The organism is Mesotoga sp. UBA6090, assembly GCF_002435945.1.
GTDB lineage: Bacteria > Thermotogota > Thermotogae > Petrotogales > Kosmotogaceae > Mesotoga.
Genome location: NZ_DIXC01000002.1, coordinates 15117 through 39770, shown reverse-complemented (window position 1 = coordinate 39770; position 24654 = coordinate 15117). Strand labels below are relative to the sequence as shown.

The window sequence follows — 24654 nt, the reverse complement described above, 5'->3', positions numbered from 1 at the left end:
GCGATTATGCGCTAAACCTAGCCGAAAGGGGAGTCAGTTCCTATGGACAGTTCTTTAAATATACTAATCGCAGAAGACGAGTACATAGTCCTTAGAGGGCTCAAAGAAACTCTTATCGGCCTCGGTCATAACGTTATAGGAGAGGCCATGGATGGCGAGACCTTCGTGAAACTTGCACTTGAAAAGGATCCGGATTTACTGATCGTAGATATTAACCTTCCAGCGCTTAGCGGAATCGAAGCGATTGAGAGAATAGGAAAAGTAAAGCTCGTACCCTCGATAATTGTTACTGGATACAGCAGCGAAGAGACCGTCAAGCGGGCGAACTCTGCAGGTGTCTTTAACTATCTAGTAAAACCCGTTGATGAGAAAGAACTCAAGCCCGCCATAGAGATTGCCATGGGCCGATTTAAGGAGTTTATGCTTCTTAAGAAGGAACTCCACGAGCAGGAAGAGGCTTTAGAGGCAAGAAAACTCATAGAAAGGGCAAAGGGGATTTTGATGGACCGCAATGGGATAAAAGAGTCAGAGGCGATGAAGTTGCTCCAGAAGATTAGTAGAGACAGGAATTTGAAGCTTGTTGTTGTTGCCAGGGAAATTATAGAAGCAGACAATACTCTGCATTACGGTATGTAGGTCAGCAGTAACAGCTGTTCAGAATTCGCGAACGCTTGAGCTTTTTTTTCATAATCGTTATTAATGGGTCTTAAATAGGATAGAAGTCATCACACGGGACTTTGCTAGACGTATCGTTTTGTGCATAATTGTTAAGTGAATATATGAAAAGTGAATATACTGAAGAGCGATGCTTATGATTGGTATTGCTGAGTAAGGAAATATAAAGGTTATGGGTGCCTGATTAGATTCGGGCACCTTTTTTTGTTTTGGGAGTTCCATGCATTTAGTTCTGAAAAATAGATTTCTGTTCACTGTGTGAGCAAAAGAATCTAAGAATGGAGGAGAGAGATTATGGCAGTGGTTGATGTAAAACTGGAAAAATTAAGTGAAGTAAGTATGAGAGATTTCAGCACCTTTGGCAGAATCATCGGTAGAGATGAAGACACGGAAGAAGGCAAGTATGAGTTGCATCCTGTGGACGCAAAAGCCGCAGTCGAAAACAGCATGATCAAGGCTTACTGGGATCTAATTCCTTTCAAGGACAACAAAGAAGACCGCTTTTCGATGGGTATGCTCTTTGTCTATCCAAAGCCAATAGGGGAAATCCTTAATTGGACTGAGGTTCATTACGAAACTTACGAATTCTTTTTCCCTCTGGGTGGAAAGCAGTTCATCTTTGTTCTTGCACCGAAATCGAAGGTCCCCGAAGCTGAGAAGACCAGAGCCTTCCTTATTGGACCGAATGAAGGCGTCCTTTTGAACAAAGGGACATGGCATTACCCGCCTTTTGCAATTGACGGTCCTACCCCCGTTTTGATGCCTCGCTTTGGAAAACTTGGAGAAATCAGCGGCGACGTAACTGAGGCCTATGGAAAGAAGTGGGAGACTCCCGTTGGAAACCGCTATTTCAAGGGACAACTGCACGCATTGAAAACCGATTACTACGGCGAGGGTTACGGAGGCGAATACAAGATAAGAATCATTCTCTGATTCATATGTTGAAGGGAGGTTGGCACAACGAAAAACAGTTATTCGTGTAAATGTTTCGATCTATTAGAGAACTTCTTTTGAAGGAGGATGGTACAGGTGAAAAAGCTCAGTGTTCTGTTAATTGTTGTTTTTGCTATGTTTGGTGTTACTGCACTTTCAACGGATACTATGGTCTGCACGTATGCACAGATGGCAAACGACTTCTTCCTTACTTTTGACAAAGGCGCAAGGGAGTCTGTAGAGGCTCTTGGAAACATGTACATAGCAGCCAGCGACGACAGGAGCCCCGAAAAGTTCTTGTTCCAAATAGAGTCCTTCGCTGCCGCCGGTGTCAAGATGATATTTGGTTACTCACCAACAATTGAATCTGTTATTCAGGCATCGAACTTCGTTAACAGAGAGAAAGTCTATTACGCGAACATCCTAGAGATAGCCGACTGGTGGACACCACTAGACGCTGGCCCATACTATGGTCAGTTCATTGGACCTGACGCATATGTGGACGGTTATCTTGGCGGACTGGAAATGGGCAGACTTCTCAACGGAGAGGGCGAGACCTGCGTTCTCTGGGGATTCCCCGGCTCCAAAGCAGGTAACGATAGAGTTAGAGGTTACAAAGCCGCTCTTATGGAGAACTTTCCGAATATCACGGTCATCGGAGAGGAATATGCAGACTTCATAAGGGACAAGGGCTACTCTGTTACCAGAGACTGGATCGCAAAGTTCGGTGACAGGATAGACGGAATATTCGGCGCAAATACCAGCATGAATGTTGGCGCGGCAATTGCCTGTGAAGAAGCAGGACTGAAACATGTTTACCAGGTCACAACCGATGCTAACAAGTCCAACCTTGTCGATATCAAGGATGGAAGTCTCGACGTTGTCGCTGGAATTTACGGATTCTGGATGGCCGGAAGACAGGCCGTTACTGTATACGACATGAAGAACGGCTGGAAACCGACCGTTCCTGAAACGATGATGTCAACAATGCAGACCTTCATTACTCCTGAAAACGTTGACTGGTACATTGAGACTTTCGGAAAGGACACTCCATATGACTACGACTGGAAGAAAATGTCCAGAACGCTCCATCCAGACGACTGGGACCCACAGGGATTTCTCGTTCCGATATACCCCGAGAGATTCACCAACTGGATTTACCTTGAAAAGCCCAGGGGTTACGAAGTACCCGAGGAGTACAAGGAAGCTATGGAGTCCGGTCTTTACCAGGAGATCTACGAGCTTTATCTTGAGAAATTCACCGCTGCTTGGGTTGTCCCGCCATTCGAGAGCTCCCCATACAACTACGTATTTGTTGCGAACAACCTGGAAGAAGGTCTCAGAGCAGATATCGTAAAGAGAATGGAAAACGATGTGCTTGTTCATGAAGTTATTGACGTTCCCTACCGCTTCGACATTCCAGATTTTGGAGAAGGATGTAATAACTAAGCACCGTATGATTCTTAAAAAACACTTTTGAATGCTGGAGTAGACTGTTCCAGCGACGGGGGATCAGTCTACTCTTTCTGGAAGGATGAGGAATTTGGCTCTCAAAAATCTCTTTAAAAAAGGACTAAAAGCAGAGAACCTTATTGAAGTACTTCCTTACTTGTTGCTTGTTGGAATCTTTGTGGTTTTCGCAATCTTATATCCGCCATTCTCAAGAATAAGGAATATCACAGGTATTCTGACAGTCTCGAGCGTCTTCCTTCTGGTTGCCGCCGGAGAGACTTTTCCCATACTCATGGGAAGCATAGATCTCTCTGTGGGCGCCATGCTTTCATCCTGTGCGATTGTTGCCGCTTACTTCTTTCCTCAGGGTGGATTAGGGATGATAGTTCTTGCGATAGTCGTAGGATTCCTTTCGGGACTGATTAACGGTCTACTGGTGGTACTTCTGAAACTTCCGTCTTTCATCGTTACACTGGCGATGATGTATGTCTATGTGGGAATAGCTACTGGTCTAACAAATGGTTATAACATATCCATTAGAAACAGGGACTTTGCCTGGATTTCGACGGGACAGATGATCGAAGGCATTCCAAATGTCATTATTTGGGCCTTCATTGTATTTGCAGTTTTCGTATTCATAAGCAGGAAGACAGTAGTGGGAAGATACATTTTGGCAATAGGAAGCAACGAAGAGTCCGTGAAGAAAATGGGAATCAATACAAATAAATATAGGATAATCGCGTTCACATTCTCCGGGTTATTGGTCGGTATTGCCTCTGTTTTACTTTCTTCTTATCTGGGAATGGCACCAGCAAGACTTGGAGACAAGTACCTCTTCAATACGCTAATTGCCGTGGTCGTTGGTGGGACTTCCATCATGGGAGGTTCTGGTGGTTTATTGAAGACACTCATAGGGGTTCTTCTCATCAGTATGTTCGATAATGGAATGAGTCTAATTGGAAGTACATCGAATGTCCAAAACATTGCAAAAGGCATACTGCTAATCGCAGCCATTTCACTCGTAATGCTTCCTCATCGACGCGGAAGATTACTTCTTACCAAGTAGGCAGGGAGGTGGATGATGATGGATAATCGAAACAGGAAGCGAAAGTTCTTACTTTCAAAGTTGTGGACTCCCTTACTACTTGTGGTTTTGTTCTTGATATTCGGTTTGCAGTATCCAACATTCTTGTCTGCAAAGAACTTCAACAACTTGCTCGTACAGATGGCCATTCTGCTGATTGCATCGATGGGTATGTCTATGGTCGTTCTGATGGGAAGTATTGACGTATCAGTCGGAGCGACGATAACGATTACTGCCGTGGCATCCGCAATGGCTAGCTCTGCGCTAGGTGGCGCATCGATTATTGTGGGGATGATAGTAGGGGCTCTGGTAGGTCTGATAAACGGTTTTCTGGCTACTTTCCTGAAAATCCCGACGTTTCTATCCACTATCGCCATGATGGGAATCTTAAATGGAACTGCAGTTTTGATGCTAAAAGGGTCTCCTTACAACGTCCATTCGGAATCCTTTTTGGCAGTCGCAAGAGGCGGCTTTCTAGGTGGCATATCGAACTTGATCACTATACCAATCATTGTAGTGCTTATAACTATAATAATAACCAAAAAAACAGTGCTTGGCAGAATGATTTACGCCATCGGCAACAACGAGTACGTATGCCAGTATTCAGGGATCAGCGTTGTAAAGATTCAGACTTTTGTATTTATGATTCATGGTTCGCTCGTAGGACTAGCCGGGGCACTTGACGCATCAATGCTTGAAGCTGCATGCCCTTATACTGGTGATACTTATACCTTGCCCGTAATAGCAATCGTTGTCATGGGCGGCATTCCTCTTAGCGGAGGTCGAGGAGGACCAATCGGCACAGTTCTCGGAGCGATGCTGGTTACCGTTCTGATAAGCGGCCTGAATTTCATGGGTGTAACGCCTGAATTCAGGAACGTTGCAATGGGTGCTCTGATAATTGCCGGTGCGCTTATGTCCAATGTTGGAAGACCGAAGATGATCGCCGTTAAGTGATCTTCGATTCAAAAAGGTGATACTGAGAATGCGAGGTTTATCTTTATGGATGAAAAAGTAAAAGAAAATAGCAAAATCCTCTTTGAGATCAAGGGAATCGATAGAAACTATCCTGGTGTGCAGGCACTGAAAGATGTTACCTTCAAGATCAATAAGAACGACGTTATTGGATTCGCCGGTGAAAATGGGGCGGGAAAGTCAACTCTGCTAAAGCTTATAGCAGGAGTTGAACCACCCGATAAAGGAGAGATGTTTCTGGAAGGAAAAAAGTATGCTCCTCAAAGCTTCAGAGAGGCTAACATACTCGGAGTTTCGATGGTCTTCCAGGAGCAGAACCTTGTCCAAAGCCTGACTGTTTACGAAAATCTCTTTCTTTCACACGAGAAGAGATTCCAGGTGGCCGGTACTTTGAAGAAGAGGCAGATGATCTCCGAAGCGAAACGTTATCTGGAGAGTTTTGGGCTCGATATCGACCCCAGAAAAGAAGTCTCTAGATATTCATTCCATGAACGTCAGATGCTTGAGATCATCAGGGCATTTGTCATAGCAGACATGTACAAGATCGAGACCCCTCTAATACTTCTTGATGAACCAACTGCTGCGCTCCCAGAAAAGGAAAGAGAGATTCTTCTCGACAGAATTAAGAGTTTTTCAAACAAGGCAACATTCATATTTGTCTCACACCGTCTTTCAGAATTGATGAATGCCTGTAACAGGATTCTAATTCTCAAAGATGGGCAGCTGGTTGGAGAAGTTGATCCCGAGGTCTCGGAAGAGAGAGAGATCCACCCGCTTATGGTAGGAAGAGAGTTAAGTGCCGACACCTACAGAGTTGAAGATCAAAAGGAATTCAATGGGGATGAGGATCCCGTCTTGAGGGTGAGAAATCTTTCCAAGAAGGGCCTTTATGACTCTGTTTCTCTGGAAGTCCGTCGTGGGGAGATCCTTGGAATAGGTGGACTGATTGGCTCTGGAAAGAAGTTCCTGGGCGAGACCCTTTTTGGGGTGGGAGAGCCAACAGAAGGAGAAATCATTATAGATGGCCATTCCGTGTCTAAAGCCACGATAAGAAATATGACCAAGCTAAGAGTCGGGTATGTTCCTTCCGAAAGGAAGGAAAACGGAATAATCGGCTTGTCAACGGTTGCCAACAATCTTACGATTACAAGATTCAGTGAGTTCAGCAGTCGCCTGGGCTTTATAAACAACAGGCAAGAATCCAAATTGATCAAAGAGGGAATAGAGAAGTTCCGAATTAAGGCAACTAGCGAAGATCTGTGCTTTTCGTTGAGTGGAGGAAACCAACAAAAAATCGTACTGACCAAATGGATTATGAAGAATCTCGATATTTTGATTCTCGACAATCCCACCAGAGGCATAGACATCGGAGCAAAAGAGGAAATATACACCTTCATAAGAGAAGCGGCAAATAAGAACCTTGCCATCATCTTAATAACAGACGACTTGCTCGAACTCATAGGATTGAGCAACAGGATAGTAATTATGAAAGATGGAAACATTTCGCTTATCGTAGATGCCGATAAGAGGCGGAAACCAACCGAGCAAGAACTAGTAAGAGATATGGTATAAGAATAGCTGAGGTGGTGTAGAGAGATGAAGAAGCTGATCAATGATCCCAAAAGCGTGGTAATCGAAATGTGTCAGGGAATGGTGAAGGCTTTCCCGGAGAACCTTGCACTCGACGAGGAATTCATGGTGATTTCGAGAAAGAATCCCAACAAGAACAAGGTTAATCTGATCAGTGGCGGTGGAAGTGGTCATGAGCCGGCTCATGCAGGGTTTGTAGGCAAGGGAATGCTTGATGCGGCAGTATGTGGTGATGTTTTTGCTTCACCGTCTGTAATGCAGATCTTCAACGCCATAAAGCACAACCATTCGGAGCAAGGGGTCTTGCTGGTTATAAAGAATTACTCGGGAGATGTCATGAACTTCGAAAGCGCTGCTGCAATGGCTGAAGACTACGATATTAGAGTTGACAGCGTTTGTGTAAATGATGATATCTCAATCGAAAAGAAGGAAGATAGACGGGGCGTGGCCGGAACGATCTTCGTTCACAAAATTGCAGGCGCTCTGGCAGAAAGGGGAGCTTCTCTCAGGCAGGTGAAGGAGATCGCCCAAAGGGTTATTGACAATGTTAGAACTATGGGGATTGCACTCACTTCCTGCACCGTCCCTGCAAGAGGGAAACCTACTTTCGACCTTGAAGAGGACAAGATCGAGGTTGGTGTTGGAATTCATGGAGAAGCTGGAATATTCAGAGACAGCTTGCTCTCAGCTAAGGAAACTGCCGAACTGATTATCCAAAGAATACTTGGCGAATTATTCGTGTCAAAGGAAGAGGAGGTTGCCGTACTGATAAATGGATTCGGCGGAACTCCGCTGCAAGAGCTTTTCATACTTAACAACGAGGTAGCCTCGATTCTTAACAATAAGGGAATCGCAGTAGCGAAGACTCTGGTTGGAAACTACATGACATCTATAGATATGGAAGGCGCTTCAATCTCCCTTCTTAAACTCGATGAGCAAATGAAGAGACTTCTCTCAGCACCCTGTGAAACCGCTGCCTGGAAGGAAACGGAGGCCTAGAACATGACTGTAATCTCGAAGGATGAATTCATAGAAGTCGTTGGGATCGCTATCGACTCTATACTAAGAAACGAACAGTATTTCTGTGATCTCGATTCAGTTGCCGGCGATGGCGATTTTGGAGCTTCTTTGGCGAAAGGCTTCTCTGAAGTGAAGTCGAAGTGGAAGGATCTTGAAAAGAGTAATATTGGAACCTTTTTGAGAGACTGCAGCATGATAATAATGGAAAAATGCGGTGGAGCTTCCGGCCCAATTTGGGGCAATGCCTTTTTGAGCGCTTCGAGAGTTTCTAAGGGAAAGGAGAATCTCAAAATCGCCGACATTTCCGAGCTCTTCCAGGCGATGGTAGATGGAGTACAGAAGGTCGGTAAAGCTGAATTGGGAGATAAAACTCTTCTGGATGCGCTTATTCCATTCAAAGAATCTTTGAAGGAAAGCGCGAAGCTGAACGAACCAATAGAAGAGGCCTTTAAAAAGGCCGTAACCAGGGCAGAAGAAGGAGCCGAATCTACAAAAACGATAGTTGCAACGAAAGGAAGGGCCAGATATCTGGGAGACAGGAGCATTGGTGCATATGACGCGGGTGCCAGAGCAGTTGCAGTTATTCTCTCAGATATTCAAGAGAGCTTCTTCAACAAAACGAAGTGAGACTTTGCCGATGGAAGGTGATTAATTTGCTGTCAAGCATTTTCAGACTCTGTCGTTTCTTGTTAGTTATGTCCATGTTCATCGGAAGCTTTTGTGGAGCCTTCTGGGTCGATTCTTACCTGGATAATATAAGCACATCTGGAGTGAAAAGGATTGAAATAAGAAACTATAATACACAGGACGGCGAGTTGTGGATAAATTTTGCCACTCTGACCGCTGAGTACGATGAATCAGGAAATACTATCCGTGAGAGCAAAGTTGCCGGCGACGGTGTTGTGGAGTTTGAATATTCCTATCAGTACGATAGCGAAGGCAACATGATCACGATGCAGGGAAAAAGGGTAGTTAACGACTCTGTATTAGAACACGGTTATGAATACAAATACGACGAGGGCGGGAGACAGACTGAAGGAATTCAGTACTCCTCAGATGGTTCGATAACCTCGAAATACTCTGCAAAGTACGACGAAAGTGGAAACTTCGTCGAAGGAAACGATGTTCAGTATGATTCAACAAACAGCACAAAATACTTAGCCAGCTATAACGAACTCGGTTACATGACGTCGGAAACCAAGTATATAGTCTATGAGTATAAGGAAAAGGAAGGACTTCAAACTGAATTCAGAAATGAGTATCAATATGATGACCTCGGAAACTTACTCATGGAGATCGGCTATGGCAAGTACGGAGACTTCTCCTACAAGTACGGTTATGAGTACGATGAAGACAGCAATTTGATGAAGGCATACAACTACAACGAGAGCGATACGGTCATTTCCGTCTACGAAGCTTCCTATGATGATGAAGGGAATCTAGTAAGCTTCACCCTATCCGATGCAAATGGAAAGATACTCTTTAAGCATGAAGCTCAATACGAGAATGGCAATATGGTTCTCGAGGTCGACTGTCTTTCGGTGTCGCGCAATCCCGTCTACTCGGCCCAATATAATAATGAAGGGCTGAAACTGAAAGAAACTAACTATAACAGAAATATCGGTGGAAGTCCGCTAACTTACAGTTATGAATACCTATACGACGATAGAGGGAACTGTATTCAGGAAAGATATCTTGTTTACTTCGAAGATGAGGATCTGTGGAAACCGATAACAAAGACTGTCTATCTGATTACCTATTATGAGTAAAAAGAGACTTTGACATGAACCACGAGACTGTTTGTTTCTGAAAACAAAATCTGATCCAATGAGTTGCGTTAGAACCGCCACGAATCGAAGAAACACAAATGAATAAGTATCCTTCGCACTCATGGTTGGTGCGGTGGGAAAGCATAGAGCTTAGAGGTTATGGGTGCCTTGGGTTATGGGGCACCTTTATTCTTTTTTCTTTGGGAATTAGATCACAATTCTGGTTCTGATGAAGAATGTCTCACATAAAAGGCCCATTGGTGACCTAATTCAAAATCAAAAGGAGGTATTTTCGTGCTTAAAGTATTCTATTGTGGAGATCAGGTAATGCTGATCACAACGTACGTAAAAGGTATGAATTCTTGGACAGATGGAGTCGTACATGATGAAAGTTTCCATCTGAGAAAGGCCCTTGAATCGGATTCGGAAATCGATCTGACTTACTTGCCGACAAGCGAGGTACAGAGGAACTTCCCAAAGCCGGACGAGCTTGGACAGTACGACGTAATACTTTTCAGTGACGTTGGTACAGACACAGTAATAATGTACGAAGACAGATTTAACAACTGCCCTATGGGGATCGACAGGCTTGGTGCACTGAAGAAATGGACGCGTGATGGCGGCGGCTTCTGCGGTGTAGGTGGCTGGCTATCATTTGGAGGCATGTTTGGAGTAGCCAAGTGGCACAAGACTCCTGTTGAGGAGATACTTCCCGTCACCTGTTATCCCTATGATGATAGGGTCGAAATTTCTGAAGGAATGACTCCGAAAGTCCTCAAGAAAGACCATCCGATCTTCAAGGGAGTAGACTTCGATTCGGCGCCTCCTCTATTTTCCGGATACAACGAAGTGAAGGCAAAGCCCGAAGGAGAAGTCCTGGCAGAACACAACGGAGATCCAATAATAGTCACCGGTCAGTATGGAAAGGGTAGAACGCTTGCATTCGCTACCGATCCAGCTCCTCACTGGGGCCGTGGGATGGTTGAGTGGAAGGATTACGGTCAATTCTGGGTAAATGTGGTGAAGTGGCTTGGAGGCAAATAGTCATGAAAAAGATCATTAACTCCACTGACAATTTGATCACGGAAATGCTCGATGGAATTGTTATGGCATTCCCTAAGGACTTCAAGAGAGTTGAAGGCTATGACAAAGCCTTGATCATTCCAAGAGCACCCGTGAAAGACAAGGTAGGCATCGCAACCGGTGGTGGTTCCGGTCACCTGCCCCTCTTCCTGGGATATATAGGCGAAAACCTTCTCGATGGCGCTGCCGTTGGCGACGTTTTCTCATCGCCTTCGGCCGAAACTATGCTTGCAATTACGAAGGCTATAGACAGCGGGAAAGGCGTACTCTACCTGTACGGAAATTATGGTGGAGACATAATGAATTTCGACATGGCCGCCGAAATGGCCGAAGAAGAGGGAATCAGAGTAGAAACCTGCATCGGTTGTGACGATGTGGCATCGGCCCCCGCCGATGATGCCGGCTCAAGAAGAGGAATCGCCGGGCTGATCTTCGCATATAAGATTGCCGGTGCGAAGGCTGCCACGGGTGCCTCTCTTGAAGAAGTAAAAGAAACAACCGACAGAGCTCTGAATGTTATCAGAACAATGGGAGTCGCCCTTTCCCCGTGCACCATTCCGGCAGTCGGATTGCCAACTTTCGAGATTGGCGATGATGAAATGGAAATCGGCATGGGCATTCATGGAGAGCGCGGCATAAAGCGAGAAAAACTCAAGAGTGCCGATGAGATTGCCAGTTTCATGACGGAGAGAGTAATCGATGATCTTCCATTTGAATCGGGAGACGGAGTTGCCGTACTGGTTAACGGACTCGGTGCGACAGCACCTCAGGAACTCTACGTAACCTTCAGAAAGGTCAAGGAAATACTGGATCTTAAGAAAATCAAGATTTACAAGTCATTCGTGGGAGAATACGCAACCTCAATGGAGATGAAAGGTCTTTCGATAACTCTCTTCAAACTTGACAGGGAATTCAAGGAGCTCCTCGATATGCCGGTTCATTCGCCGATGCTTCTGCAGCAATTCTGAGGGGCGGTGATCAGATGAAAGAAGCCATTAGTGCAGCAAAGGTCTCAGAGATTCTAAATGGTGCCTGCAATTCACTGGAGAAGAACTATGTCGATGAGTTTAGAGCTCTTGACGCTGCCATAGGTGACGGAGATCTAGGCATCACTATAAGAAAGGGCTGCACGGCGATAATCGAAACTCTGAAGAATTTTCAAACTGAGGATATAGGGGCTCTGATAAAGAAGTGTGGAATTCAGTTCAATCAGGCAAATCCCTCCACTTTCGGAGTTCTGACGGCGAGCGCGTTCATTGAGGGGGGCAAGAAGGTTTTGGGTAAGGAGTCTCTCACTCTGGATGAAATCGCCGGTATGTTCAGGGCTGCACTAGAGGGAATTATGAAGAGAGGAAGGGCAAAAACGGGAGAGAAAACGATGCTTGATGCTCTTGAGCCTGCTGTGGAAGCTCTTGAAAAGGCTTCTTCTGAAGGCAAATCGATTTCCGAGGCCTTCGAGAAAGCAGCAGAGGCCGCGGAATATGGACTGGAAAGAACTAAGGACATGGAAGCAAAGAAGGGCAGAGCAAAAGCATTCGGCAGCCGTACAGTCGGCGAACAGGATCCCGGAGCAACAGTTGTTTATCGCTTTCTGAGGGAAGTTTCAGAAGAACTAAACAAATCTTGAAAAGGGGTGAAGGAATGAAGAAGAGAATTTTGATTTCGTTGCTTGTAGTTGTGACGCTCACTTTCTCAACAATGGCGTTTGCAGGAACGGAATATGCGAAAGACGTGACAGTTGCAATCTGTGGACATGGGCTTGAGGCAGAATCCTGTCAGAGAGATTTCCAGCAGGTGAAGATCGAATGTGCTCACAGGGATTGGGAGTTTATTGATGCAATGACTGTAAGAGATCCGGCCCAGCAACGTGAAACGATGGAGACCTTGATTCAGAAAAAAGTAGATGCCATCGTAATCATTTACTGGGACATGGAAGCTATTGCAGATCTCATTCTCAAAGCAACCGAAGAGGGAATTGGTGTCTACTGTGTTGATACTGAAGTTAAACCTGGAGTTATTCTCAGTTGTACACAGAATAACGCTGTTGCCGGAGCTCTAATGAGCTACTGGGGAATCCAGAGGCTAAACGAAAGAGGAAAAGTAGCAATTTTCAGTGGTAAGTGGCATATTATGAGACGAAGAGCCTATGTCGCTGCAACACTCTTCGAAAGAGATTGGCCGGCCATTGAGCTTGTTGCTGAGGAATTTCTACCTCTCGTTGGATACGAAGATAGTGCTTTCAACGTTGCAGTCAACTGGATGACGAAGTACGGAAACGACCTTGACTGGATATTTGCCGGTTGGGACACTCCTGGTCAGTATGCCGCACGTGCAATTGAACAGGCAGGATTCGACAAGGACGATATCTTCGTTACCGGTATAGACGGAGGTTCAGCTGTTTATTCTATGATAAGAAGTGGATCTCCATTTGTTGCCACGGTAAGTCAGCCATTCGAATACTACGTTCACACCGTATTTGAAGTCATCAACCAGGTAGAAATGGGAATTGGACCTGATCATCCAGACTCTCTCGTACCTCCGGGAAGAGTCATATATGCAACTCCATATGTAACAGATGAGACAAATGTTCCCGAACCAGGAAGTTCTATTCATGCTGTTTTCGGTTATTACGGAATGGACCCAGACGATCCAGATGCATGGTTCAACTGGCAAGACGCTGGCGGTCCATACAAGATTCAGTAATCGACCTGTTTTAGAGGCCAATATCGGGAGAGGATTCTCTCTCCCGATATTGATTCTGGATTACCTGGTGAAAGAAGGTCTAATATGTCGGATAAGAATGTTGTTCTGAAGACTGTATCAATATCTAAATCCTTTCCGGGGGTCAAAGCCCTGAGCAACGTAGACTTTGATTTGCTCGAGGGTGAGATTCACGCTATTTGTGGTGAAAACGGAGCAGGAAAGAGCACTTTCTGCAATGTTCTGACAGGAATAGTGAGACCAGATGAGGGAAATGTCATTCTCAACGGTGCCGAAGTGAGACTCACTCACCCTTCCCAGGCCCTCAGACTGGGGATAAGAATGGTTTATCAGGAGCGGAACCTCATTCCATATCTCACCGGCGCTCAAAACATCCTTTTGAGAGAGGAACCTGTCAAGGGAGGTTTCCTGATAGACGAAAAATCGATTCTTTCAAAAGCAGAGGAACTATCTGAACTCTACAATCTAAGAGTGCCTCTCGGCATCCCCGTTGCGCTTCTCAGTTCTGCGCAAAGACAGGCCATAGAGATTCTTCGTGCTTTCCTCTACAAGCCGAAGATATTGATTCTTGACGAGCCTACTTCCAGTCTTACCGAGTCGGAAGTCAAGTCGCTGTTCAGTGCAATCCATCAGATAAAAAATGAAGGTGTTTCCGTAATACTAATTACTCACAAACTTGAGCAAGTATTCGAAAACGCAGACAGGATTTCGATATTCAGAAATGGTGAGAGAGTAACCACAAGGGATAAGGAAGACCTTTCTGAGGAAGAGGCGATAAGACTTATGGTGAACAGGAATATTTCTAGCCTTTTTCCCGAAGTGACGAATCGTTCCGGGGACACGATACTACAGGTCGAAAACCTTAGCGGTTCGGGATTCCTTAAGGATATTAGTATTCACTTGAAAAAGGGAGAAGTTCTTGGATTATACGGTCTTATTGGTTCTGGAAGAACCGAGCTAATAGAACACTTGTACGGTCTGAGAGAAACAAAGACCGGCAGGGTAATTGTCAAAGGCAAAGAGGTTGATCCAAATGTACATAGAATGATAGAGGAAGGCGTCTTCCTCGTACCGGACGACAGAAGAGAAAAGGGACTGCTTACAAGTTTGAATCTGAAGAAGAATTTGACAATATCATATATTGATGAGTTCTCAAGACTCCTGGGAGTTGTCTCGGCCAGGAAAGAAAACTCTCTCGTTAAAACCATTCTTGACAAGAGTTCACTAAGTCTTAAGTACTCAAATATCAATCAGGATGTCCAGGTTCTGAGCGGCGGCAATCAGCAAAAAGTCGTCATCGGCCGATGGATCTCAAAGGACCACATGAGCGTTCTGATTCTCGACGATCCGACAAATGGAATCGACGTTGGGACGAAGTTCGAAATCTACAAGATGATCAGAAATCTTGCAGAAGAAAAGAGCGTAGGCGTGATTTTCATTTCTTCTGAACTCCCCGAACTTATAGGAGTTTGTGATAGGCTTTATGTCTTTAAAGAAGGAAGAATTTCTGGTGAGCTGTCTCGCGAAGAATTCGATGATGAAAAGATATTATCCATGGCTCTTTAAATCGCAGATTGCTAACTGCCAATTCAAGGGAGAATACCTGGAAGGGCTAGATGAGGAGGATAGGTCATGATCTCAAAAGAAAACCTGGCTTCAGTAGTGAGAAGATACGGTGTGTTATTTGCATTGATCATCGTATTTGCCGTATTCTCATTCATGGAACCTACCTTTTATAGTGTAAGAAATATTCTATCGATTATTAGACAGGCAAGCATAACGGGAATCCTCGCTATCGGTCTAACTACTGTTGTGATAGCCGGTGAATTCGATATGTCATTCGCATCACTTGCAGGGTTCTCCGGTGTTCTTAGTGTAATACTGATGGGAAAACTCTTCATGGGAGCAATTCCCGCGTGGATAATCTCCCTCTTGGTAGCTTTGGGAGTCGGTGCTCTGAATGGACTAGTAATACTTTTCATTGGGGTTCCGTCGATAATTACTACCATTGGAATGATGACGCTTCTTGCCGGATTTACGAAATGGCTTACGGGAGGATCGACCTACTACTCAGCGAAATTCCCGGAAATATTTCCATTCCTTGGAAGGTCTTTTCTCTTTGAGACAATTCCAATGCCGGTAGTAATATTCGCAATTATTATAGCTATTTATGTGGTTGTTCTTGAACATACGAAGATCGGAAGATTCTTTCACGCAGTAGGTGGAAACCCAAAAGCATCTGAGCATGTGGGTATTAAAGTTAGGAAGGTGAAGTTCATTGCCTTGCTGATTTCGGGATTCATGGCAGGACTTGCCGGAATAATGATAGGTTCGCTTCTTGGATCAGGTACTCCAGCTATGGGCGACGGATATCTTATGCCGGGAATAAGCGCAATGTTCATTGGAGCAGTCTTTCTGCGAGACGGAGTTCCAAATATCTGGGGAACCGTTATTGGCTCTCTTTTACTGTCAGTTCTGACAAATGGATTTGTTATGATCAATCTTCCTTTCTACATGAAGGAGATAGTACTTGGAGCGGTTCTAATTGGATCAGTAAGCATGGTAGCGATTTTCAAGAAAGGTTCCATACCAGGTGTGAATTTGCTTTAGAATCTTTCCTAGAAAAAGCGTTTGCAGGGAATTCTTACTGGCCTGTTGGAATTGTGAATGTCACTGATGGAGTTTTTTCTTAGATATTGACACCAAAGTATAACTGCGCTTTGGTCGATATTGTTACTTCGATCGTGCCAAAATTGCATTCATTTGCTGAGTGCGTTTATGATTTGCAAAACGTTTTTTCGGCATTATATTAGGGTCTACTTTCGCTGAATACTAGTTGTATTATAATTAGGTAACTGTCCGTCATTTGGCATGTGACAAACAAAATGATACATACATAATTTGATTGGAAGAATGCTGGAGCGTCTATGGAACACAAGTATCATTCAAGGCATTATGGACATGAATGGAATGTGGCCGCTGCAGTTCTTAAAGGCTGCAACACGAAGGAACTACTGAAAGAGTACTTCTCAGTAATGGGGAGAAGGTTCGGCATTTTCTTCGATGTCTTCCCCTATGGCAAGAGGATGCACGAAGCCACTGATCTAGATTCATTTCTGGATTCCGCTATAGAAGACATGAAAGAAGATAAGTGGTTAATTCAGAATGGGAACACATTTACGCTGACGGAAAAGGGAGAGTCTGAGGCAAAGAAAATGCTCGCCGAACTCCAGAATAGCGGCAGACTTCTGGAAAAAGCGACAAGGGCCGAAACTGTCTCGAGAATAACTATAGTTGTTCACTTCATCCTTGCTGCCTTGAAGCTTCCCACCGCAATTCTTTCAGGCAGTGTGGGTCTTCTCAATGATTCATTCGATACTCTTCTGGACGGAATCTCAAGTGTTTTCGTGTACTGGGGAGTGAAGAAGAACCATGAACATCTGGTGAGCCTGATTCTGTTGCTATTTATGGGAGCAACTGGAGTTTTTTCATTGATAGAGGCTTTATTCAGGCTCGTTTCCGGTGAGATTCCCTCTCCCGATCTCCTTACTTTTACTGCAGTGACAATTTCTGGAATAGTATGCGCTCTCTTGTGGTTCTATCAAAAATATTCAGGTCTTAAGAACCGATCCTTCCCACTGATTACCCAGTCGACGGATTCAAGAAATCATGTTCTAGTAGCTGTAAGTGTAGCAGTAGGCCTTATCATATCTCTCATGAGGATTCCCTACGCCGATGCCATAGTAGGATTGATTGTTTCCTTTCTAATTCTAAGAGGAGCAGCAGAGCTACTGATAGACCTTATAAGATCTGCCAGAGGAGAGGAGATTGACTTCGAAAGATATGGCTTTTCCCTCTTCAACAAGTTCAGGGCGAAACAGCTAAAGCGCTGGTTTCTTTTCATGATCGATCAGGGCAAGATACAGCCTCGTGATCAGCTGGAGTGCGAGGCAAAGGCATCTATGGCTTATCAAGATATAGAACCTCTTAGAGCCTTGGGAATTTCCGATTCACAGTCTGACGAATCGATCGTCAAGACCGCCCTCGAGGCATTGGATAAGGAAATGCTCGTAACTGAATACGACGGATATCTCAAGCTTACCGAAAAGGGCTCCGCCGAGTTGAGATCTACCCATACGTGATTGCCAATTCATAGGAACCGATCAATGTCTTCTCAAAGACTTCTTCTAAAGCCGTTTTTTCTCTCGTCAAGTACTCATCTGCCACGACAACCATGATTATCCAAGTAAAGCATTGATTAAGAATTAGCTAAGCGTTCGTATGATTATTTCTGTGTAGCTTTTTCAAAGAAACAAAGAGAAATCACGGCTTACAATTCTATATTGTGTACAACCCTATTGACAACTATGAAAACGGCGGAGTAAAATCATATTGTCAACGATTTAGTTTTGAACACTATATTACAAAATACTCTGATAGAGGTGAAAATGATGAAAAAGATATTTCTGGTGTTGGTTTTAATAGGATTGGTTTTTACTGGTTTCTCCAAGAACATCGTAGAAGTAGCGGTTTCGGCAGGCAATTTCAGTACCCTTGTGGCGGCGGTTGAAAAGGCGGGTCTTGTGGGCACACTAAATGGAGATGGACCATTTACTGTATTCGCTCCAACTGACGAAGCATTTGCAAAACTCCCGGAGGGAACTGTCGAAAGTCTCCTAAACGACATACCGACACTGACAAGAATTCTTACCTACCATGTGGTTCCCGGAAAGTATATGGCTTCGGACGTGATCTCTCTTGAATCGCTGAAGTCTGTCGAAGGCGGCTACATACCAATAAAAGTCGAAGAGGGCAAGGTTTACGTGAGCACTGCAATGATAACGGCAGTCGACATAGAAGCAAGCAATGGAGTAATTCATGTTATAGACACGGTCATCCTTCCCCCAGAACGAGAGACAAGAAGAATTCCTGAAATTGCTATCGATGCGGCCTCCCTTACAACACTGGTAACAGCACTTCAGGAAGCCGGTCTAGTAGAAGCGCTAATGGGTGATGGCCCCTTCACAGTCTTCGCCCCGAATGATGAAGCCTTTGCAAAATTGCCCGAAGGTACAGTCGAATCGCTGCTCAAAGACATACCGACTCTAAAGAATATACTCCTATACCACGTCATATCGGGAGAATATATGGCTGAAGACGTCCTGGGCATGAGATCTCTGACTGCTCTTAATGGCGGCCAGTTGATGATCAACCCAAACGAAGTCAAGATTCAAGGATCTGGGATACTCGTAACGGATATACTTGAGGCAAATGGTGTAATCCACATAATAGATTCAGTAATGATTCCGTAAAGTTAACCTCCTACCACCTCAAAGCGATAAGTAGATCTTGAAGGCGGAGCATATGCTCCGCCTTGTCCTTTAATATCGCATGCCGATCAACTATTCTCAAGCTGCAAAAAACTCTAGGAGAAGACCTTTCGAATAATTTAGAATTCTAATAGATAACATATGTTTATTGATAGGGGGTGGCTATGAACGGCAAGTTCTTTCCTGGAAACAAATACGACGTTACGGTAATTGGATCTGGACTCGGAAGTTTATCGGCTGCCTCTCTACTTGTTAACAGGGGTCTAAAAGTGCTCGTTGCAGAGCAGCATTATCTTCCGGGAGGATGTTGCTCGATATTCAGAAGAAATGACTTTACGTTTGATTCTGCAGTCGGCATGGTATTCGGATTTGGAAACCGCGGCTTCAATTCTCACAGGTTTGTTTTCAACGAGATCGGCGAAGACATTGAAATGGTAAGACACGAGGCCCTATACGCCGTGACTTTCGGAGAGAAGAGAATAGTTTTCTGGCCAGATCTGGATCGATTTATAGAAGAACTTGGAAATAACTTTCCCGGATATGAAGAACAGCTCAGAAGGTTCTACAACTATCTAGCCGACTTATATCATAACGTGATTGTTGCAGATCCGGTAATTGTCCCTCCTACTGAAATGAAGAAAAGCGACAGTCTCAGATCTCTGCTGAAGCATCCTGTACGACAGGCGAAAATGATCAGGCTTCTATTCAGAAGCACTGAAGAACTTATGCAAAAGTTTATAGACCCCGAAGCAAAGGAGCTTTATCAGTTTTTCGATGTTCTCACTTCCACCTACTGCTATACGACCGTAAAGGAAACCCTCGGCATCCTGGCCGTAACTATGTTCATAGACAATCATGAAGGAGGAGGCTTCTACCCTGTAGGTTCATCGCAGATGATACCAAACAAACTTGAGAAGGCGATCGAGAAAAATGGCGGTTACATGCTGTACGAAAACAGGGTTAGTGAGGTTCTGTTTAAGGATGGAAAGGCAGCGGGGATAAAGCTCGAAGATGGGAGCGAAATCATATCTGACTTCGTAATTTACGGTGGGACGGTCTGGAACCTCTATGGAGGAATCGTTCCCGAAAAGTTTGTTAGTCAGGAAAGAGTTAAATGGATGGAGTCTCTTGAGTCGACTTTTCCCGCCATGGTCGTGTAGCCGCCGTCGATTCTTCTGCTATCCCGGCCGGAACTAATCCGGTGGAGATGTTTGTAGAGGAATTTGACGAAATAGCCGAAAGCGATGTCACAGTTTATATCTCTTCGATTGACGAACCTTCGGTATGTCCCGAAGGAACTCACGTAATGTCCATGATAGCTCCCTCAAAGAAGAAGTGGCCCCCTCGCGGCACAAAGGAATACCGTCAGATGAAAGAGGTCGAGACCGAGAGGGTTCTTAAGCTAATAGAAAAGAGATTCCCCAGACTGAGAGAATCCCTGAAACATCTGGAGACGGCAACTCCAGTTACAATCGAAAGATATACCCTAAAGAACGAGGGGCGTGTTGGCGGTCCGAAGCAATCCATAGGTCAGGAACTGCTAAAGAGACTTCATGCCAGGAGTGAATGGGAAAACCTCTTTATCTGCGGAGATTCAACAGTTATGGGAATGGGGACACCTGCAGTTACGGTCTCCGGTATCGGCGCTGCAAACCTTGTTCTCAGAAGGCTAAGGATGAAAGAATACAGCTACAGGGAGCCTGAAGTTGAAAGGGTTCACTATACTTCGAGAAAGAGACGAGATTCAGTAGACCTTGAGAATACAGTTCTCGACAGAGAGACCGTTCCTGTGATTAGCAGTTCCTGCCAGCTCTGCGATATCCCAAATTGCACGTTAAGATGCCCCGATGGAAAGGATATTCGAGGAATTCTCAGGCGTCTCGAGTCGGGTAACTTCATAGGGGCGAAGAAGCGGCTACTTGAAACTACAGTCAACACACTGTGCTCAGAATGCGCCGGGTACTGCGAGAAAAGTTGTAGAAGACTTTCCTTCGATAAAAAGCCCGTACCAGTTAAAAGGCTCTTGAGCTGGCTTGAAAAGGAAGTGATTGAATGAAATTCGACTGTATTGTTATCGGTGCGGGAATAGCTGGCCTCAGTTGTGCCGCCTTTCTGTCCAAAGCGGGAAAGAAAGTCGCACTTGTAGAGAGAGCCGAAAAACCCGGAGGCTGTTCCTCCTCATTTGAGCACAGAGGTTACCACTTCGACAGCGGAATAAAGGCCGTGGAAAACGCCGGGCTTCTGTTTCCAATGCTTGAGAACTTCGGTATCCTGGATAATCTACAATTCGTAAAGAACAGAGTGTACGCTGGCTTCGAGGATAAAGTCTTTTCCATGGAATCGGACGAAAGCCTTCTGGAGTACTTCGACTTCCTAGGCAAACGCTTTCCCGAAAGCAGATCCGGCATAGAGGATCTGCTTAAGGAAATGGAAGAACTAAACAGCTTTATGGGTTCGTTGTCAGGCATGTCGGGACCGCTTTACGGAAAGACTACATTCCTGACAAAGTTGAAATCAATTCCCTGGTTTCTCAAGAACGGCAAGAAGCTTCTCGGCTTCTTGAAGAAACTGAAATACAACAATGTACCGTTTAGAGATTTCTTACGAGCTAGAATACTCGATGACGAACTGGTCAGTATCATCGATGAGCCCTTTTTCGACGGGACTCCCGCATTTTTTGGTCTTGCTTACCCAACGGTCTTCAGAGATTACTTCTATCCCAAAGGTGGAATAGAACGAATACCCCTTGAGCTTGCAGAGTTCATTAGAAAAAGTGGAGGCACAGTCCTTACAAACACCGAGGTTACGAAGATTCTTCTCGAACACAACTCACCGACCGGAGTGGTTACAGATACCGGGCAGGAGCTGAAGGCATCCTTCATCGTTAATGCTGCCGACGCGAAGCGTCTATACAACAGCCTCCTCCCTGAGAATGCCGTTGACAAAGACTTTATCCAAAGACTAAATAGAGCGCAGGTTTCCGATTCTGTCTTTTCCGTATTTATGGGAGTTGACACAGCTCCTGAGAATCTTGATCAACATGTAGAACACGTAATCTATGTTCCCGTCGCTGCAAAATACTGCGATTATGAATCTCCCGACTACTTCAAGACGGCGGGAATGGAGATCAGCATTCCCTGCCTTAGAGACCCGTCTCTTGCTCCAGAAGGCAAGACGGGAATAATTCTGAACCTCAATACAACTCAAAAGGCTATGAACCGCTGGGGAAATGATGTTTCTATAGAGACATATGAACGTACGAAAGAAGAGGTAGCCGATGATGTAATGGCCAACTTTTTTAGACTATATCCTTCACTAAAAGAGAAAATTGAGTTCAGAATCATCGCCACTCCTTTCACTATGGAAGAGAAGACCTTGAACAGTGGTGGTTCGATTACAGGATGGAATTATCATCCTTCCGAGACCTTTCCTTTGAGGGACTTCATGAAGATGAAGAAATCGATCAATACACCGGTGAAGAATATCTTTCAGGTAGGTCAGTGGAGCTTCGATCCGGCAGGCCTCCCTGTATGCCTTATTACAGCGAAACTCGCTGCGGACAGGGTGGAGAAAGCTCTTGGATAGTTCAATTCATAGGAGAATTAATGTATTGATGTTGCTCAGCCTTTTTCCGTGATAATGATATAATCTCTCAAATACTTTGCGGGGGCATTCTATGAAGAGAATCGCGGCGGTACTGCTTTTTGTCTTGCTTTGTGCGATTATATGTGCACGAGAATTCAGAAGCGTCGAAGAAATAAAGACATCCGGAGTATTACGGATTCTGCAAACGGAAGACTACTGGTATCCATTTTATTATCTTGATAGCGAAGGGAATCTCTCGGGCATAGACATCGACCTTGGAAGACATATAGCTTCTCAATTGGGCGTTGAAGCGGAGTTCATTCGAACTGCTTCAGGTCATGAAACTCTTGCAGAAAACCTTCGCTCCGGTGAGGGCGATATTATTCTCAGTTATTACTCATATTCGCCCCGGAGAGCAGCACAGATATTCCTGTCACGCGCCTACCTTACGGAGAGACTTTCAGTGCTGGTCGATACTCAGCTTTTCGAAGAGATCAAGAAGAACGACCCGGAGATGTCCGTTGAAGCCGCATTCAAGACTCTTAACAATCCAATGGTTTCAATATTGACTGTAGGAGACACCGTATACGAATCCCTTGCCGAACAGTACTTCCCGAATGCAAGAGTAACGGCCGTCGATAGCACCGAAGAGGCTCCAAGAAAGCTGATTCAGAGAAAGGGCGAAGCTTTCTTCCTGAACAATCTCTGGACTGAGTCCTTTCTCGTCAGAAACACATCTCTTATCCTCCATTACTCTCTTTATCTATTACCTAACGAAGATCAGATTGTGATCGGAGTGAGCCAAAATAACCCGGAACTTCTCGAATGGATAAATAGGTTTTTGAGCAGCGAATACAATCGGACAGAAGAGTTTGTCTCTAAGTACATTGACTTCGATCTCGTTTCGAAGCTATACGATCCAGTTGATGGAGACGGGAAAATTCTCCTGGTCGGCGATCCGTATAGATGGATAATTCTTGCTCTGCTACTCGCCTTTTCGATTCTAATAGTTCACAGTAGCCAGAATAAGCTACGAAGAAACAAATCAAGTGAGAGTGTTCCACACTGGCTGTTCAATATATGGACAATTCTCTTCTCAATGGTATTGGGATTCTATGTGGGCGGCACATTTCCCGAGATAATTGATTTCCTAAGTCCAATTGGAACCCTCTTTTTCAATTATCTTCTCTTCTGTGGCCTTCCAATTTTGTTCTGCGTTGTTACGCTCAACTTTCTCAAGCTTATTGAAAGATCAGGTGGAGCGAGCTTTATAAAACGATTTGCGATGATAATGCTCTTCTTCTTTGTGATAGGATCGGCGATCGGACTTCTTACGGCAATAGTCCTGAAACCCGGAGTTGGAATCCCTACGGAAGCTCAGGAAGCTCTTGTTTCTTCGATGAGAGAGACCGATCCTTATGAAGAAGTGGACCTCTCGGCAGGCTCCATAATATGGGCCTTACCTTCAAATATGATTGGTAATAGCGTAGTAAAGGCATTTGCAGAGAACAGAACCCTAACTATAGTCTTCTTTTCAATAATCTTTAGTCTTCTTTTCAATAATCTTTGCCTTCGCAGTGAGGTATATTCAATCTTCTAAGAGAACCGGTATCGTCACTTCGATAGAAACTGTAAATGATGCCTTCCTCTTTCTTTTCAGGCTTTCCTATTACGTTCTTCCGATAGGAATTTTTAGTCTCATGCTTGGACAGGCCTTGATCTTCATCCGAGATACTAAAGTTCTGATTGCGCTAATAATGCTTATAGTATGTGAAATTGTCTGTTTTGTAATCTGGTTTCTCATCGGGACATTCCTTGGAGCCAGGAAAGCGTCTATCTCCCCGAAAAAATACCTCGGAGTAATAAAGAAGCCGATGATGCTTTTGTTCGCCCTTCTCTCTTCTGTTGCCGTTATTCCCGAAGCGGTGAAGACATGTGAGAAAAGCGAGCATTTCAACGATGAGAATCAGAAAGGAGTGATTCCGCTGCTTCTTGTAATGTTTCAGCCGCAAACGGTTTCCCTCTTTGTAGTGGTAGCGATCTTCAACATGCAGCTTCTCGGGAAAACGCTGGGTACCGCAGATTATCTCTATATAATGTTTTCATCCATCATTGCCGTGTTTGCATCGATTGGCGTCCCCAGCCCACTAGACCTCTTCACTATCTCGATGGTTGTGCTTCCATTCAACATTCCTCCAGCTCAGGTGGTATTCTTTCTTCTGCCCTGGATGTACACGGGAAGAAGGTTAGATACCCTTGCAATGATGACCAATGATTTTGCCGCAGTACAGTTTTTTAGAAAGAAACAGACGAAGGATTCAGATACCGAAGAGTGATGTAGAAAGATTTTCCTCCGTTGTAGGGCAGATTTCTCAGTCTGAGTCATTCATCTGTTGCGGAACCACACACTTTAGATTGTCTTGAGTTTGCGCCTTTA

Annotated in this window: 22 protein-coding genes; all 22 read left to right on the top strand. The window is 44.7% G+C overall.

Annotated features, from left to right (window positions below; translation table 11 throughout):
• Window positions 1–42: 42 nt before the first annotated feature.
• The 22 genes from B3K42_RS00275 (at window position 43) to B3K42_RS00170 (ending at window position 24553) form a co-directional block, all read left to right on the top strand.
• Window positions 43–636, top strand: coding sequence for an ANTAR domain-containing response regulator (locus B3K42_RS00275; RefSeq protein WP_110991071.1), 594 nt, complete (start codon window positions 43–45; stop codon window positions 634–636).
• A 333-nt stretch (window positions 637–969) separates the two neighbouring features.
• Window positions 970–1608, top strand: coding sequence for an ureidoglycolate lyase (locus tag B3K42_RS00270; RefSeq protein WP_110991072.1), 639 nt, complete (start codon window positions 970–972; stop codon window positions 1606–1608).
• Between the two features lie 96 nt (window positions 1609–1704).
• Window positions 1705–3057 carry a sugar ABC transporter substrate-binding protein gene (locus tag B3K42_RS00265; protein ID WP_110991073.1) on the top strand — a complete coding sequence of 451 codons (1353 nt, stop codon included), beginning with the start codon at window positions 1705–1707 and terminating at the stop codon, window positions 3055–3057.
• Between the two features lie 85 nt (window positions 3058–3142).
• Window positions 3143–4126, top strand: a complete 984-nt coding sequence (locus tag B3K42_RS00260) for an ABC transporter permease (RefSeq protein ID WP_041928310.1) — start codon at window positions 3143–3145, stop codon at window positions 4124–4126.
• A gap of 15 nt (window positions 4127–4141) precedes the next feature.
• Window positions 4142–5101 carry an ABC transporter permease gene (locus B3K42_RS00255; protein WP_258367451.1) on the top strand — a complete coding sequence of 320 codons (960 nt, stop codon included), beginning with the start codon at window positions 4142–4144 and terminating at the stop codon, window positions 5099–5101.
• A 45-nt stretch (window positions 5102–5146) separates the two neighbouring features.
• Entirely contained in the window at window positions 5147–6691 is a 1545-nt protein-coding gene (locus tag B3K42_RS00250) for a sugar ABC transporter ATP-binding protein (RefSeq protein ID WP_110991075.1), read from the top strand.
• A 24-nt stretch (window positions 6692–6715) separates the two neighbouring features.
• Entirely contained in the window at window positions 6716–7708 is a 993-nt protein-coding gene (gene dhaK / locus B3K42_RS00245; protein WP_110991076.1) for a dihydroxyacetone kinase subunit DhaK, read from the top strand.
• Between the two features lie 3 nt (window positions 7709–7711).
• Complete coding sequence (gene dhaL / locus B3K42_RS00240) at window positions 7712–8356, top strand: dihydroxyacetone kinase subunit DhaL (protein ID WP_110991077.1); 645 nt, start codon at window positions 7712–7714, stop codon at window positions 8354–8356.
• A gap of 26 nt (window positions 8357–8382) precedes the next feature.
• Complete coding sequence (locus tag B3K42_RS00235; protein WP_292596166.1) at window positions 8383–9498, top strand: hypothetical protein; 1116 nt, start codon at window positions 8383–8385, stop codon at window positions 9496–9498.
• A 294-nt stretch (window positions 9499–9792) separates the two neighbouring features.
• Window positions 9793–10542, top strand: a complete 750-nt coding sequence (locus B3K42_RS00230; RefSeq protein WP_110991081.1) for a glutamine amidotransferase — start codon at window positions 9793–9795, stop codon at window positions 10540–10542.
• 2 nt (window positions 10543–10544) lie between these two features.
• Window positions 10545–11549, top strand: coding sequence for a dihydroxyacetone kinase subunit DhaK (locus B3K42_RS00225; RefSeq protein ID WP_110991082.1), 1005 nt, complete (start codon window positions 10545–10547; stop codon window positions 11547–11549).
• 14 nt (window positions 11550–11563) lie between these two features.
• Window positions 11564–12208 carry a dihydroxyacetone kinase subunit DhaL gene (dhaL, locus tag B3K42_RS00220; protein ID WP_110991083.1) on the top strand — a complete coding sequence of 215 codons (645 nt, stop codon included), beginning with the start codon at window positions 11564–11566 and terminating at the stop codon, window positions 12206–12208.
• Window positions 12209–12222: 14 nt separating this feature from the next.
• Entirely contained in the window at window positions 12223–13284 is a 1062-nt protein-coding gene (locus tag B3K42_RS00215; protein WP_146227077.1) for a sugar ABC transporter substrate-binding protein, read from the top strand.
• Window positions 13285–13368: 84 nt separating this feature from the next.
• A complete protein-coding gene (locus tag B3K42_RS00210) occupies window positions 13369–14868 on the top strand; it encodes a sugar ABC transporter ATP-binding protein (protein ID WP_110991085.1) in 1500 nt (499 codons plus the stop codon).
• A 66-nt stretch (window positions 14869–14934) separates the two neighbouring features.
• Entirely contained in the window at window positions 14935–15912 is a 978-nt protein-coding gene (locus B3K42_RS00205; RefSeq protein WP_110991086.1) for an ABC transporter permease, read from the top strand.
• A gap of 317 nt (window positions 15913–16229) precedes the next feature.
• A complete protein-coding gene (locus B3K42_RS00200) occupies window positions 16230–17444 on the top strand; it encodes a cation diffusion facilitator family transporter (protein ID WP_110991087.1) in 1215 nt (404 codons plus the stop codon).
• 309 nt (window positions 17445–17753) lie between these two features.
• Window positions 17754–18614, top strand: a complete 861-nt coding sequence (locus B3K42_RS00195; RefSeq protein WP_292596158.1) for a fasciclin domain-containing protein — start codon at window positions 17754–17756, stop codon at window positions 18612–18614.
• Between the two features lie 182 nt (window positions 18615–18796).
• Complete coding sequence (locus B3K42_RS00190; protein ID WP_110991089.1) at window positions 18797–19792, top strand: phytoene desaturase family protein; 996 nt, start codon at window positions 18797–18799, stop codon at window positions 19790–19792.
• 47 nt (window positions 19793–19839) lie between these two features.
• Window positions 19840–20688, top strand: a complete 849-nt coding sequence (locus B3K42_RS00185) for a hypothetical protein (RefSeq protein ID WP_110991090.1) — start codon at window positions 19840–19842, stop codon at window positions 20686–20688.
• The gene (locus B3K42_RS00180; RefSeq protein ID WP_110991091.1) at window positions 20685–22217 is read left to right on the top strand and encodes a phytoene desaturase family protein; all 1533 of its coding nucleotides are present in this window, start codon (window positions 20685–20687) and stop codon (window positions 22215–22217) included. Before B3K42_RS00185 ends, B3K42_RS00180 begins: the two co-directional genes overlap by 4 nt.
• A gap of 91 nt (window positions 22218–22308) precedes the next feature.
• The gene (locus B3K42_RS00175; protein WP_110991092.1) at window positions 22309–23817 is read left to right on the top strand and encodes a cation:dicarboxylate symporter family transporter; all 1509 of its coding nucleotides are present in this window, start codon (window positions 22309–22311) and stop codon (window positions 23815–23817) included.
• Window positions 23795–24553: a cation:dicarboxylate symporter family transporter gene (locus tag B3K42_RS00170; RefSeq protein WP_181419122.1), complete on the top strand. Its 759-nt coding sequence runs from the start codon at window positions 23795–23797 to the stop codon at window positions 24551–24553. Before B3K42_RS00175 ends, B3K42_RS00170 begins: the two co-directional genes overlap by 23 nt.
• The last annotated feature ends 101 nt before the right edge of the window (window positions 24554–24654 follow it).